The organism is Streptococcus penaeicida (assembly GCF_002887775.1).
GTDB lineage: Bacteria > Bacillota > Bacilli > Lactobacillales > Streptococcaceae > Streptococcus > Streptococcus penaeicida.
In genome coordinates this window covers 119,626-134,623 of sequence record NZ_LOCM01000006.1, presented here as the reverse complement: position 1 = coordinate 134,623, position 14,998 = coordinate 119,626, and the positions used below count along the sequence as shown (strand labels likewise).

The window sequence follows — 14,998 nt, the reverse complement described above, 5'->3', positions numbered from 1 at the left end:
CTTACTCTCCCTTTTCTTGAACAAACCAGGTACCGATTTCTCTACCTTCAAGCAATCTTAGAATATCCCGCGGGTTTTGTCCATTCATTAACACCATCTGGCCACCATTCTCAAAAACCATTTGAGCCGATTGCACCTTACTCAACATCCCACCTGTGCCAAACTTGCTGCCAGCACCACCGGCTGAAAGGATAATCTCTTCAGTAATATCGGTAACAATATGGCGAAGTTGGGCATCTTCATAAATAGTTGGATTTTTATCAAAAAGTCCATCTATATCTGAAAGCATGATTAATAAATCTGCCTTTGTAATCTTTGCTACTACCGCTGAAAGTCGGTCATTATCACCAAATTTAGTGGCATGATCCATTTCATCCACACTAACAGCGTCATTTTCATTAACGATTGGCAAAATCCCCAATGTCAAGAGACTTTCAAAAGCATTGGTTACATTTAAAAGACTTTCTGGAAAAATGACGACATCACGGGTTAAGAGAATCTGAGAGACGTTTTTTTGGTAGTGGGAAAAAATTTGAGAGTAGAGACTCATCATGGCAACTTGTCCCACACTTGACACGGCTTGCTGTTTAGCTAAGTCGCTGGGGCGTTTATCCATTTTTAAGATATCCAATCCAAAGCCCATGGCACCAGAAGATACGAGAACAACTTCTTTACCATTGTTCATAAGGCTAGCAATAACAAAGGCTAGCTGATCGATTTTTTCTAAATTAATTTTGCCATTATTTTGTACCAATGAACTGGTTCCAATTTTAATGACAATGCGTTTTACATTTTCAAATTGTCTTTTCATCATAAGAAAATTATAGCATAAAAAGAGCCCCGAAGGACCCTTTCCTGACTTCATCTGTTAGTTAATTGACATTTTTACTTAGCAAGCAATTGGTCCAACTGATTCCAAAAACGTTTTTTAAGAAGAAATTGTCCAAAAGCCATTAATAAAAGTAAAATCATCAGGGTGAAAGTATTTATCATTATTGCTTGTTTGGTCAAAATTGATAAGAAAACAAGTCCTGCAATCAGAGGAAATCCAAGAAAAACTGATCCAAATATAAAGGCAAAAACCAACCATTGACTTCCCCCTCTAGTAAAGAGTTGAGTGATGTTTTGCCAATCTAGACTCAAATTTTTGATATCACGCATATACATATATTGACCTTGAATGACTGCCTGAAGAACAAATCCTAGGAGGAAGAATAGAATTATCATCCACTTAAGACCAAGAAACAGACCTAATATTAGATAAGCAACTAAAGGTAGCGACAATTGTAAAAGCATAAGTATTTCAAATTTTTCTTTGATAAAAGCACCAATCTGAATCGGCAGACTTCTTAAGTAAGTGAAATTTTCTCTTTCTAAAGACAGACCAACACCGACAAATGTTGAGCTACTTGTCCCAATAACTGCCAGAACCATCCCAGTCAGAAAAGCGACACCAAAATAGTCATTTGTTAAAAAACCTGATATACCTCTTTAGCCTTTAATAATGGCACTAACATACTAACCACAAAAATCATGGGCATCAAGAAAGTTTGTATCAGCAAAGTAGCATCTTGTAAGGTTGATAGATGATGTTTGACCATCAACTGTTTCAAAGTTTTTGGTTTACCCGAAACTGTCTTTTTCATTTTGCTTTTTTGAGAATGGCTGTGCTCACTAGAATACAAAGCTTCTTGATAGTATTTGGGCATGATCCCAGTGACGATTCCATAAGCCATCAAAACAATTAGTGCTAAGGGTAACCAGAAGTGAAAGACTGCATTCATTCCCAAAGGGGCAAAAGCCAGATCATAAAATCCTCTAAAATAAGGAATAGGCATCCTGTCAACCAATTGCGCTTGCTGATCCATACGACTACTATTAGTGAAGTTTAAAAAGAAAACGAGAGCAATGGCTCCAAAACTTGATAAAGATAGTAAAATCGTCGAAATCAATTTACGATGAGGTGAACGGACAATTATCTTTCCTATCCAAGCATTCACATATAAGGCAATGACATTAGAACTGAAAAGAATGATGATAAAGGCTATTAAAGCCAAAGGTATGGCTATTAAGGGACCGTGCATTTGCCAGTATGCAATTAAAAATAAAGTTAAGAGGGGCATTAAAAATATGGAACCCATACCTAATGAAGAAATGACTTTGGCCAGATAAAGTTCACTAGCTTTAATGGGCAAATGAACATAAAGTTTCACATCATTACTCTCATAAAAGATTGTGTATAAAGCTGTAAAAGCTGTTAAAGTCGACATGACAAAGAATAAAGCAATATAGAAAGAAAAGTATCCAGGATAACGGCTAAAATCAATTCCTAAAAACATAAAAACATAGATTATTAGAAACATGACAACCATCAGGCTTGTTGCTTAATCATTGCTTGTGCCGCACTAAAATGTTTCTTTGGTCTTTTCTCTTGCTTTTTCTTTAAAGCAGTTAGTGCTTGGGGATTTGAATAAAGAATATTAATTTTGGTAAGTTCCCAAATAGTTGACCACTTCATTTAGAGGACCTCCTCATTTGTGTGGCGTCCTGCTAATTCCAAGTAAATGGTTTCTAAATCTTTATCCGGATAGTCAGCCTTTAATTGCTCCAAAGTCCCCACAAAAATCAGTTTTCCTTGTTTAAGGATTCCAATGCGATCACAAAGTTGCTCCGCAACAGAGAGGACATGGGTAGAAAACAAGACAATGTTACCAGAATCAGCATGTTCCCGCATCATTTTTTTCAAATCAAAAGCAGCTTGTGGGTCTAAACCAGTCAAAGGTTCGTCCAGAATCCAAATGTCCGGATCAGAAATTAAAGCACCAATAACAATCACTTTTTGTCGCATCCCATGTGAAAAGGAAGCAATGGTGTTATCTAATTCCGTTTCTATATCAAAGAGTTGGCTTAAAGCCTGCATGCGTTCTTCTGTTGCTTGGTCAGAAACTCCATAAATTTTAGCTAAAAATTGCCAATATTCACGAGCTGTCAAATTTAAAAATAAATCTGGTGAATCAGGGACGTAACCAATTTTCTTTTTTATCAAATCGCGATTTTCAGACAACAGCTGATTATCGACGGTCACCTGGCCATAACTGGCTTCGATGATTGAAGTTAAGATACTAATTGTTGTTGTCTTACCCGCACCATTATGACCAATTAAGCCAAAAATTTCGCCATCTTTAATCTCTAAATTAAGGTCACTTAGGGCCTCTTTTTCGCCATATAATTTTGAAACATGTTCAAATCTAATCATGATTGCTCCTTTATTTAAACCTAAACTTCAATATAGACTTTTAAAGCATCCTTTAAAGCATAGAGGGATTTTGGTAAATCTTTGTTATCTTGAATTAAATAGGTATCAACTTGATTGTTTAACTCACTGGCTATCACAATAGGATTTTGATTCTTAATCAACTTGTTTGAAGCTGTTAAGAGGGTCTGAGCCATTGTCTTATTTTCCCGAATATCCGGGCAATCATAAGCTTTGATAATTTGATTATATAAATCTTGTCTTTGCTTTTCCATAATAACCTCTTTGTACCTTTAACTTAATACAACTATTTCATTAATCGTATAGTATTTTGACATTAAAGTCAAGAAATTATCATCTTTTTATCATTTTTTCTAAATGAAAAGGCTCTACTCTATGAGTAGAACCTTTTGTCTAATATATTACAAAGATTTATAGAGGTTTACAGCATTTTCAGTGGTGAATCCATATTCTTCAAAAATACGATTTCCTGGTGCTGATGCGCCCCATGTGTCGATGGTCAATGTTTTACCTGCAAAGCCAACATATTTAGCCCAACCATAGCTTGATGCAGCTTCAATTGCTAAGCGTTTGGTTACAGCTGCTGGTAAGATGGATTCTTGATAAGCGGCATCTTGCGCATCAAAGATATTTTGGGATGGCATAGACACGACGCGGACGTGAGTTCCTTCTTCTGCTAGCGCTGCTTGGGTATCTAATGCTAATTTCACTTCAGAACCTGTTGCAATAATAATACCGTCTAAATCACCTTTGGCATCTGATAGAATATAAGCCCCTTTGTTTAAGCCTTCTTCTGCCAAGTCTGCAGTTCCTTCAAGGCTGGTAAGTTTTGGCGTGTAAGAACTAACATGGTTGGTTTATCTGTTTCGGCCAAGGCACGTTTCCAGGCAGCATTAGTTTCATTTCCGTCTGCTGGACGAATAACGTTGAGGTTAGGCATTGAACGCACACTTGCTAATTGTTCAATTGGTTCATGTGTTGGACCATCTTCACCAACTGCAATAGAGTCATGCGTCATGACATACATTGTTGGTAAGTTTTGGAGCGCAGCCATACGAACTGCTGGTAATAGGTAGTTTGAGAAGACGAAGAAAGTTCCGCCGTAAACGCGTGTACCGCCGTGTAAAGCAATACCATTCATGGCTGCTGCCATGGCAAATTCACGAACACCAAACCAAATATTACGGCCTTCATATTGACCAGGTTGGAAGTCTTTTTCAGCTTTAACCATGGTGTTATTTGAGCATGATAAGTCGGCTGAACCGCCCCAGAATGATGCTACTTGCTCAGAAATTTGTTGGATAGCTTCTTGGCTGGTTACACGACTAGCTTTAGAAGTTCCTAACTCATGAGCTTTCAAGTCAACTGAAATAGCTTCATTAGCAAAAGCTTTTTTGTAAGCTGCCGCTAATTCTGGATATTCAGCTTCATAAGCAGCAAACAAGTCATTCCAAGCATTTTCAGCTTTTTCACCACGTGCTTGAAGCTCTTCTGCAAAACGGCTAGCTACTTCACTTGGTACTTCAAAATCTGCTGCTGTCCATTGGTAAGCTTTCTTAGCAAAGGCAATACCTTCTGCTCCAAGAGGTGCTCCGTGAACTGCTGAAGTTCCTTGTTTTTCTGCACCGAAACCAATAATGGTTTTAACTTCGATGATGGTTGGTTTGTTACTTTCAGCTTTTGCTTCTCCAACTGCTTTAGCAATTGCTTCTAAATCATTGCCATCTTCAACAAGAATGTGTTGCCATCCATAAGCTTCGAAACGACCTTTAACAGATTCTGTAAATGCCATTGATGTTGGTCCATCCAATGAAATATCATTTGAATCATAGAAGAGAACCAGTTTGCCAAGTTTTAAATGACCAGCTAAACTAGCTGCTTCTTGGCTGACACCTTCCATTAAGTCACCATCACCGTTTAAGGCATAAGTGTAATGATCAACGATGTCAAATCCTGGTTTGTTAAATTTAGCGGCTAAGTGCGCTTCAGCCATTGCCATACCTACTGCATTAGCAATCCCTTGCCCTAATGGACCAGTTGTTGCTTCTACCCCATCTGTATGGTTAACTTCTGGATGTCCTGGTGTTTTAGAACCCCATTGACGGAAGTTTTTAAGGTCATCAATACTAACATTATAACCAGCTAAATGTAATAAGCTGTATAACATTGCAGAACCATGTCCTGCAGATAAAATAAATCTATCACGGTTTGTCCAGTTACGGCCTGTTTTAGGGTTAATGTTCATCACTTTGTTCCAAAGAACATAAGCCATTGGGGCTGCACCCATTGGAAGTCCTGGATGTCCGGAATTAGCCGCTTGAATCGCATCCATTGATAAGGTACGAATGGTGTTTACTGCCAACTGGTCAACTGCATCGAATGTCATAAGTTAAAAGCCTTTCTGTGTCTAACATCTATTTTTAAAAACGTTTTCCGTTCTCTATTGTATCATATTTCACACATATTTTTCCGTGAAATTCTTCATATTCTAAAAGTAATAAGTAAAAAGAAACCTAGCATGAGTCCTTACTAGGTTTCCAATTGGCTTATTTTTTAAAGGAAGCCCAATCTTTCATAAATTGATCGATTCCATTGTCTGTCAATGGGTGTTTGACCATTTTGGCAAAGACAGCGTCAGGAATTGTTGCAATATCTGAGCCAAGCTTAGCAACAGCTTCAACGTGAGCTGCATTACGAATGCTGGCAGAAATAATTTCTGTTTCATATCCGAAGATATCAATAATTTCACGTAAATCTTCAATCAGTTGATAAGGGTCAGAACCAATATCTTCTAAACGACCGATAAATGGACTGATATAAGTTGCCCCTGCTTTCATTGCCATTAAACCTTGAGAGACAGTGAAAACCAGTGTTACGTTTGTTTTAATGCCTTCTTTAGATAGGATATTAGTCGCTTTTAAACCATCCATTGTCATTGGGATTTTGATGACAATATTTTTATGCCACTTAGCAATTTCACGCGCTTCTGTTACCATTTCTTCAGTTGTTATACCAGTAACTTCGGCAGAAATTGGACCGTCAACAATCTCACAAATTTCTTTGATGACTGTTTCAAAATCACGTCCTTCTTTAGAAATAATAGTTGGATTAGTGGTAACACCATCAACCAAACCCAGTTCATTAATGGCTTTAATCGCATCAACGTTAGCAGTGTCTAAGAAAAATTTCATTTTGTCCTCCAGATATGATTAATTAAGATAGTATCTAAATATAGTATAAAACAAGAACTTGACTCTCAAAAGTCCAATAATTACACAAGTAAATGGCCAAAAATAGACAGGCCATTTAACTGATATGAAAATCACTCTTTAAACTTAGTCTTCTTGTGCAAAAACTTGTGTTGCACGGACAGCTTTTTTCCAACCTTTATAAAGTTTTTCTTTTTTGGCAACTTCCATTTGTGGTTGGAAGGATTCTCCAATAGCATTCAAAGCTTTTAGAGAATCAAGGTTTTCCCAGTAGCCGACTGCTAAACCAGCTAGGAAGGCTGCACCTAGGGCTGTTGTTTCTAAATTTTTAGCTCGAGCGATAGTAATTCCTAAAATATCAGCTTGAAATTGCATCAAGTAGTTATTCATAGCTGCTCCGCCATCAACCCGCAATTCTTGAATCGGAATACCGGAGTCCATATCCATGGTATCAATAACATCGCGAACTTGATAAGCAATTGATTGTAGTGTTGCTTTGACGAAATCTTCTTTACTGGTTCCACGGGTTAATCCAAAAACAGATCCACGGGCATTTGAATCCCAGTATGGCGCACCCAATCCTGTAAAGGCAGGTACTACGTAGACTTCATCATCACTTTGTGAGGCTAATGCAAGCTCTTCTGATTCTGGTGATTTTTCAACCATCCGCATGCCATCACGTAACCACTGAATAGCCGATCCAGCAATAAAGATAGACCCTTCTAAGGCATAATAGACTTTTCCGTTGATACCATAACCAATTGTAGTTAATAAGTTGTTTTGTGACATACGGACTTCTTGGCCGGTATTCATAATAATAAATGAACCTGTACCATAAGTATTTTTTACCATCCCTGGTTCAAAAGCCAATTGTCCAAAAAGTGCTGCTTGTTGGTCACCTGCCATACCGGCAATTGGCACCTCTCCACCATAAAAATGAAAGGCTGCTGTTTTACCGTAAATTTCAGAATTAGATTTCACTTCAGGCAACATTGCTTTAGGAATGTTCAATAATGCTAAAATCTCATCATCCCATTTTAATTCTTTGATATTGTATAGCATTGTTCTAGCTGCATTTGAATAGTCTGTAACATGAGCAGCTCCGTCAGTTAACTTCCAAACTAACCAAGTGTCAATTGTTCCAAAAAGGAGTTCTCCTCGTTCTGCTCTTTCTTGAGCTCCAGGAACATGATCTAAAATCCAACGTACTTTTGTGGCTGAGAAGTAAGCATCAATAACGAGTCCCGTTTTTTCGTGGAAAAGATTAGTATATCCATCAGCTTTTAATTTTTCCGCTAAATCAGCTGTTTGGCGTGATTGCCAAACAATGGCATGATAGATTGGCAATCCTGTTTTTTTATCCCAAACTACAGTTGTTTCCCTTTGATTGGTAATCCCAATGGCTTCGATTTGATCTGGTTTAATGCCTGACTCAATAAAAGCACCAGCAATGACTGATTGAACAGAATTCCAAATCTGATTAGCATCATGTTCAACCCACCCATCATGAGGGAAGAGTTGAGGAAACTCTTTCTGATTGCTAATCATTTGTTGGCCTTGTTTGTTAAAGATGATGGCCCGAGAACTTGTTGTTCCTTGGTCGATTGCCATAATATACTTTTCTTCTGTCATAAGTTCCTCCTAAAAGTAAGCGGTTTCTTTCTATCTTATTATACCAAAAATTATATATATGTATAAAAAATAGTAATTATTTTAAGATTTATAAAAAAACTGTCTTCCTTTAGGAAGACAGTTTGCATATTAGGATTCAGGATCATCTAGAGAACGGCCGTGGAGACCTTTTTCTCTCTGAACTTGGCGTAATTTTTCAGGAGTCAGGTCATTGCCTTCCTCATCTACGATTTTGATTCCCTCGATATGATGACGAACAGAACGACGATAGCCTTCAATATATTCTTGACGCAATTCAGCTTGTTCAACTTTTTCTGGTCCTGTTAAACCAACAGTTTTTTTCTTTCTAGCTAGTTCATTGATGCGTTCAATCTTTTTAGGATCCATGAGCTACCTCTCTTTTCTCTATGATTAAGTATTATTTTGTATTGAGTAGATTAAATTGAGCAACAGTATTTGCTTTTGTCATTAACTCACTTAATATAGCCAAACGATTGTTTTTAAGCGCCCGATCTTCAGCCATAACCATGGTATTGTCAAAGAAAGCGACAATCTTATCTGTCAAGGCGAAGAGTTGTTCCAGTTTATCTTTTGCTGAACCTGATAAAGTCAATTCCGAAACAGCTTGATACAAGTCTTTTTCTTCTTGATTTTCAAACAAGGTTTGATTAATCGCACTAACTTCTTCTACTTTAGCTGCTAGGTTAAAGACCCGTGATAAGTTCTCAACTGCTGTTTTATAGTCGCTAGTCTTAGATGCTTCTGCTAAAGCCTCTGCCGTTGCTAACATTTCTGGCACTTGGAAGTTTGAACTTGCTAAGACTGCATCTCTGATATCTTTAGGAATAGCTTTACCCATCATTTTTTCGACACGCGCAGCAATGAAGTCCATGACTTGACTTTGATTATCATATGTCAAACTATCAAAGCTTAGAGCGAAGCAATTCTCAATCAACTCATCCATCGGAATATTCCATCCGAAAGCTTCTAGAATGCGGACGATCCCTTGAGTAGCACGACGAAGAGCATAAGGGTCATTTGAACCACTTGGAATGAGACCTACTGAGAAGAATGATAAGAGAGTATCCAACTTATCAGCAAGAGCAAGTACAGCCCCTTCTTTTGTCTCTGGCAGTTGCCCATCAGCAGAGCTTGGTAAATAATGTTCCCGAATGGCAGTTGCGACAGCAGCATCCTCACCAGCAAGGAGAGCGTATTTTTCCCCCATTAATCCTTGCAGTTCATCAAACTCGCCAACCATACCTGTTAGTAGATCAAATTTGTAAATTTGGCTAGCGCGTTCAACAGCTTTTGCTTCTTCTGAACTTAATGCTGCTTTCTCAGCAAGGTATTTAGCAATGACACCTGTTCTTTCCATATGTTCAGCTAGGGAACCAATTTTTTCATGGAAGGTCACATGTTCTAATTTAGCAACAAGATCAGCGATTTGTAATTTTTGGTCTTCACGCCAGAAGAATTCACCATCTTCTAAACGAGCAACCAGAACTTTTTCATTCCCTTTGATAACATTTTCCAAATGTTCTGCATTACCATTACGAACGGAAATAAAGTTTGGCAATAATTTACCAGCTTGATCACGAACAACAAAATAACGTTGGTGATTTTTCATTGACGTTACCAATACTTCTTCTGGGACTGAAAGGTATTTGGCATCAAATGAGCCCATGAAGGCTGTTGGATATTCAACTAAGTTGAGAACTTCATTTAATAAGCTATCATCGATATCAACTTGAATACCATGCTTGCTTTCTAGGTCTTTAATTTGACTAAGAATCATTTCTTGACGTTCTTGCGGGTCAGCAATAACTGCTTGTGCTCTTAAATCTGCTTCATAAGAGTCTGCATTCTGAATACTTGTTTCTTGACCTAGGAAACGATGACCACGAGAAATGCGATCGGATTTAATATCTAAAAATGGCATTTCTAACAAGTGATCGTCTAATAAAACAGTTAAGGTGTGTACTGGACGAATAAATTCAAAGCTATTTTCTGCCCAATGCATTGATACTGGGAAGGTAAGGCTTGCTAGAAGTTGAGGAATAGCCAAGAGAACTTCCTCAGCTTTTTTTCCTTCTTCGTGTTTAGTAACGTAGACGTATTCTTCACCTTTAATTTCTCTAAAGGTAATATCATCTGTTGTAAGTCCTTTACCTCGTACAAAACCTTGAGCAGCTTTAGAGAAGTTACCATCAGCGTCAAGGGCAATTTTTTTAGAAGGTCCTTTGAAATCAACTGTTAAATCCTCTTGTTGGTCAGCAAGTCCTTTAACACGGAAGGCTAAACGACGAGGGGTTGAGAAGGTTTGAATGCTATCAAAACTCAAACGGTTTTCTTCTAAGAAAGCTTGGATTTTTTGTCCTAATTGTTCTTCACTAGCTGTTACAACATAAGCCGGTAATTCTTCTAGTCCTAATTCTACTAATAACGTTTTGACCATTATTCAGCTTCCTCCTTTAGTAATTCTGCGCGACGGACCTCATCAAGTAATGGGTAACCCAATTTACGGCGTTCAGCAACAAATGTTTTAGCGACCACACGGGCTAGATTTCTGATTCGAGCAATGTAGCCTGCCCGTTCGGTAACTGATACTGCACCTCTGGCATCAAGCAAATTAAAGGTATGTGAACATTTAAGAACATAATCATAAGCAGGGTGAACTAAGCCTTCTTCAAGAGCACGCGCTGCTTCTTTTTCGAATTTTTCAAAGTTTTCAAGCAACATCTCTTGGTCAGAAATTTCAAATGAATATTTTGAATGCTCATATTCTGGTTGAAGGAAAATTTCGCCATACTTAACGCCAGGAGCCCATTCGATATCATAAACTGAATCGACTTCTTGAATATAGGAAGCTAGACGTTCAAGGCCGTAAGTTACTTCGGCAGTAACTGGCTAGTCGCCAGTCCACCTACTTGTTGGAAATACGTAAACTGTGTGATTTCCATACCATCAAGCCAAACTTCCCAACCAAGACCGGCAGAACCAGTAGAAGGGTTTTCCCAGTTATCCTCAACGAATCGAATATCATGTTCCAAAGGATTTATCCCTAATTTTTCAAGAGATTCCAAATAAAGTTCTTGAATATTAGAAGGAGATGGTTTCATAACCACTTGAAATTGGTGGTGTTGATAAAGGCGGTTAGGGTTCTCACCGTAACGACCATCTGCAGGACGACGAGAAGGCTCAACATAAGCCGCATTCCATGGCTCAGGTCCAATAGCACGTAAAAAAGTATAAGGACTCATAGTCCCAGCACCCTTTTCGTTATCGTAGGCTTGCATTAACATACAACCCTTATCATTCCAATATTGTTGTAAAGTCAAAATAATTTCTTGAAAAGTTAATTTTTTAGACATTTTTATCCTCCGATGATTTGTTGTTTCTTGCGACGGGAGTCATCGCTAGCCGATAATGCTAGAGATGACGAGCTAGTGCATGGCCTAGCTTAAGTCCATAGACTTAAGCGTGTGGCAGTTGAGATAAATGGAGTACTGCCACTGGCCAGGTGAAAGGTTAAATTTTTAGACATCATATTCCTCCATTTTTTTTATTAATAATAGTGCGACATGAGCCCTTTTTAGCTGATGATGCTGATAAGGGTGAATTAGTGCATGGCATAGCTTAAGTCCATAGACTTAAGTGTGTGGCAGTTAAACAATCGAAGGTACTTCCACTGGCCAGGTGAAAAGGTTAATTTTTTAGACATTGTAATCCTTCAATTTAATTCCTTGTCTAAACTTTTAGGGATAGCAAAAAGAACCACTTCCACTCCCCTATGTCAAAGACATAGGGGCGTCGAAACGCGGTTCCACCCTAATTTATTACTTCATTTATCATTATTTTTGAGGTGAATCAAATGATTCAACCAAGAAAGCGCCAAACTTATATCACTTCTGCCTAGCTTTCACCACCCTAGAACTCGCTTTAATTTCATTTCTATAAGCATTCTTTCTTATGCCATATTGTATCATAGACCAACTATTTTGTCTAATAAATATGCAAGAAGAATCTAGCTCCTGCTATCGACTAACTTTCCCGTTGGTATAATAATTTCTTTAATCAGACGGTTCTCTTCATGAATGCGAATATTAATCACTAAGAGATAAAAAGGAAAGAGTAGCCAGGCTGTAATTTTGGCGTGACAAAGTAAAACAATTCCAATTAATTCCGGGCAAATATTAAGAAAATAATTGGGGTGCTTGATATAGCGAAAAAGCCAGTGATCAACATATTGGTGATTGTTGGCAATCATCAGTTTTACGGTCCATATACCTTTCAGTAGTTGAGTTACTTTATGGAGAACTACTAGTGAAAAAAGCATTAAGACTAAACCTAAAAGACTCCATAAATCAAATGTTGTCCTCTTTAAAAATGCCTCTAAACTAGCAAATACATAGATCATCACATGTAGTAAAGTCAGAAACTGACTATTGAGTTTCCCGAATTCACGTCCACCATTTGCTATTATTGCTTTTTCATTTTCAATGGATAACTTCAAGAAAGCTAGACGAATGATAAACATTCCTAGCATAATGACTAAAATCATTTTCAACCTCTAAATCTAATTATATTAATTTTTACATAAAAAGATTATAGTTAAATGATAAAATCTTGTCAATATGAAAAAGCCTGGTTTGTCAACCAAGCTTTTAAACCGATTAGAAATCTTTGGTATCCGGATCAGGGACAGGGGTAAGACCTTGTATATTTTTAATTTTTTCTGCGTCTTCAGCAGAGAGTTCAATGTCAAAGAAATCAAGATTTGCTTTGATACGTTCTTCATGAACTGATTTAGGTAAAGGAAGGAATCCTTGGTATACAGACCAAGCAAGGGCAACTTGGGCAACCGTCTTACCATACTTTTCAGCTAGAGCTAACATGGTTTCATTTTCAAAGATATCACCTTGTCCAAGTGGGCTCCATGCTTCAATGACAATATCATGTTTTTTACAATAGTCGACAACTTCTGTTTGGTAACAACCTGGTGCCAGTCTGATTTGGTTAACTGCAGGTTTAATTTTTGCTGTTTTTGCTAAGGCTTCCAAATGGTGTACCATAAAGTTGCTGACACCGATGGTTTTAATTAAACCAGCTTCAACAGCTTCTTCCATATAACGCCATGCTTCAGCATTGGCTTCTTCCCAACGATCACGGAGAGCTTTGGGATTTGGCCAGTGGATGAGGTACAAATCAATATAGTCAAGACCAAGTCGTTTTAGTGATGCTGCTAAAGCTTCTTTAGCTCCCTCATAACTATGTGCATCATTCCACAATTTAGTGGTGACAAATAATTGATCCCTTGCAATGCCAGAGTCTTTAATCGCTCGACCAACACTTTCCTCATTTTTGTAAACAGCGGCAGTGTCAATATGACGATAGCCAGCTTTAATTGCAACTAAGGTTGATTGATAAGCTTCTTCTCCATCTGCTGCTTTAAAGGTACCAAAACCGACAATTGGAATAGTTAAACCATTATTCATCACTAAATCTTTGTTCATCATTTTACCTCCTTATAAAAAGCGAAGCATCACATTAATCATTATAATGGATGCAAATGTCCTATCTCTATTCTAACATAATCAAGTATGAGGCAAAAAGAAAAAGATTAAGACGTTCAACATCTCAACCTTTTTTGATATTAGGCTTGATAAACTTTATTACCATCCAAATATGTTGCAACTAATTCCAAATCTTTGTCTAAAACAATGAAATCAGCTGCATAATCTTCTTTAATTTGACCGCAAACATTATCAATTCCTACTGACTTAGCTGCAACAAGAGAAGACATTAGAATAGCTTCTTCTGGACTTGCAATTCCCCAAGCAACAACATTTTTTATACCGTCTTTTAACTTAAGAATGGAACCAGCTAAATGACCAGATGATTTCAAACGCGCTGTTCCGTTTTCAACGATAACAGGAAACTCACCCAACAAGTAATCCCCATCCGGTGAACCACCTGCTCGCATACAATCCGTAATCATAGCGACATGATCATGACCTTTTTGCTGCATCAAAATATCACAGGCAACAGGCGAAACATGGTGTCCGTCACAAATCAACTCAGCGTAGGTGTCGGGAATATTATAAACAGCACCAACCATTCCAGGTTCTCGATGCGTCAAGCCTCTCATACCATTATAGGCATGAACCCAGACACTTGCTCCTGCGTCTACGATTTTTTTAGCTTCCTCGTAGGTTCCGTTAGAATGCCCGAGGGCCACAGTAACACCTTGTTCTGTCAAAGTAGATACAAACTCTGCAACACCTTCACGTTCAGGTGCCAGGGCAATTTTTTTAATCAGACCATTTGCTGCTTTTTGCCAAGCAGCAAATTCATCAAGACGGGGGTTCTTCATGTAAATTGGGTTTTGAGCACCTTTATATTCTTCCGTAAAATAAGGCCCCTCAAAATAAATCCCCTGAATTTTTGCCCCTTTAACATCCTTAGCCACAGAAGCAATGGTTGCAGAAACTTTTTTTAACTGTTCAAAAGATGAGGTCAATGTTGTTGGTAAAAATGAGGTTACACCAGTTGACAAAAGTCCTTGACTCATGCGGTGAATACCTTCAGCAGAATTGTCCATAACATCTGCACCAGCAAAGCCATGAATATGTGTATCAACTAGTCCAGGAGCAATTTGATAACCACTGTAATCAATGATATCTGCCCCTTTTGGTTCTGTCTCAGACCATTGCCCAAACTTACCATCTTCAATTTTTAGATATCCGGCTTTTTTGACTGATCTGGGTAAAAAAAAACAATCAGCTTTAAGATAACTTGTCATTCTAATCCTCCCTTTGTACTAACTGCTATTATACGCCTTATTTTTCCTTTTGTAAATGGTATATACCACTTTTGGTTT

The 14,998-nt window shown here is 37.9% G+C and carries 10 protein-coding genes and 3 pseudogenes; all 13 read right to left on the bottom strand.

Annotation, left to right across the window (positions count from 1 at the left end):
* Nucleotide 1: 1 nt before the first annotated feature.
* The gene (proB, locus tag AT575_RS01345; RefSeq protein WP_102776817.1) at nucleotides 2–814 is read right to left on the bottom strand and encodes a glutamate 5-kinase; all 813 of its coding nucleotides are present in this window, start codon (nucleotides 812–814) and stop codon (nucleotides 2–4) included.
* 71 nt (nucleotides 815–885) lie between these two features.
* Nucleotides 886–2,518, bottom strand: a pseudogene (locus AT575_RS01340) (ABC transporter permease).
* On the bottom strand, nucleotides 2,519–3,256 hold the full coding sequence (locus AT575_RS01335; protein WP_102776816.1) for an ABC transporter ATP-binding protein: 738 nt from the start codon (nucleotides 3,254–3,256) through the stop codon (nucleotides 2,519–2,521). It abuts the pseudogene before it with no gap.
* 20 nt (nucleotides 3,257–3,276) lie between these two features.
* The gene (locus AT575_RS01330; protein WP_102776815.1) at nucleotides 3,277–3,528 is read right to left on the bottom strand and encodes a bacteriocin immunity protein; all 252 of its coding nucleotides are present in this window, start codon (nucleotides 3,526–3,528) and stop codon (nucleotides 3,277–3,279) included.
* 147 nt (nucleotides 3,529–3,675) lie between these two features.
* Nucleotides 3,676–5,660: pseudogene (gene tkt / locus AT575_RS01325) on the bottom strand (transketolase).
* 160 nt (nucleotides 5,661–5,820) lie between these two features.
* A complete protein-coding gene (fsa, locus tag AT575_RS01320; RefSeq protein WP_102776814.1) occupies nucleotides 5,821–6,465 on the bottom strand; it encodes a fructose-6-phosphate aldolase in 645 nt (214 codons plus the stop codon).
* 144 nt (nucleotides 6,466–6,609) lie between these two features.
* Nucleotides 6,610–8,115, bottom strand: a complete 1,506-nt coding sequence (gene glpK, locus AT575_RS01315; RefSeq protein WP_102776813.1) for a glycerol kinase GlpK — start codon at nucleotides 8,113–8,115, stop codon at nucleotides 6,610–6,612.
* Nucleotides 8,116–8,244: 129 nt separating this feature from the next.
* Complete coding sequence (locus AT575_RS01310) at nucleotides 8,245–8,502, bottom strand: DUF896 family protein (protein ID WP_102776812.1); 258 nt, start codon at nucleotides 8,500–8,502, stop codon at nucleotides 8,245–8,247.
* A 31-nt stretch (nucleotides 8,503–8,533) separates the two neighbouring features.
* A complete protein-coding gene (gene glyS, locus AT575_RS01305; protein WP_102776811.1) occupies nucleotides 8,534–10,573 on the bottom strand; it encodes a glycine--tRNA ligase subunit beta in 2,040 nt (679 codons plus the stop codon).
* A pseudogene (gene glyQ / locus AT575_RS01300) lies at nucleotides 10,573–11,489 on the bottom strand (glycine--tRNA ligase subunit alpha). The gene glyS and the pseudogene glyQ overlap by 1 nt, the downstream one beginning before the upstream one ends.
* A gap of 653 nt (nucleotides 11,490–12,142) precedes the next feature.
* Nucleotides 12,143–12,679, bottom strand: a complete 537-nt coding sequence (locus AT575_RS01295; protein WP_102776810.1) for an isoprenylcysteine carboxyl methyltransferase family protein — start codon at nucleotides 12,677–12,679, stop codon at nucleotides 12,143–12,145.
* Nucleotides 12,680–12,791: 112 nt separating this feature from the next.
* Nucleotides 12,792–13,631: an aldo/keto reductase gene (locus AT575_RS01290; RefSeq protein WP_102776856.1), complete on the bottom strand. Its 840-nt coding sequence runs from the start codon at nucleotides 13,629–13,631 to the stop codon at nucleotides 12,792–12,794.
* Nucleotides 13,632–13,771: 140 nt separating this feature from the next.
* Complete coding sequence (gene nagA, locus AT575_RS01285) at nucleotides 13,772–14,920, bottom strand: N-acetylglucosamine-6-phosphate deacetylase (RefSeq protein WP_102776809.1); 1,149 nt, start codon at nucleotides 14,918–14,920, stop codon at nucleotides 13,772–13,774.
* Nucleotides 14,921–14,998: the final 78 nt, after the last annotated feature.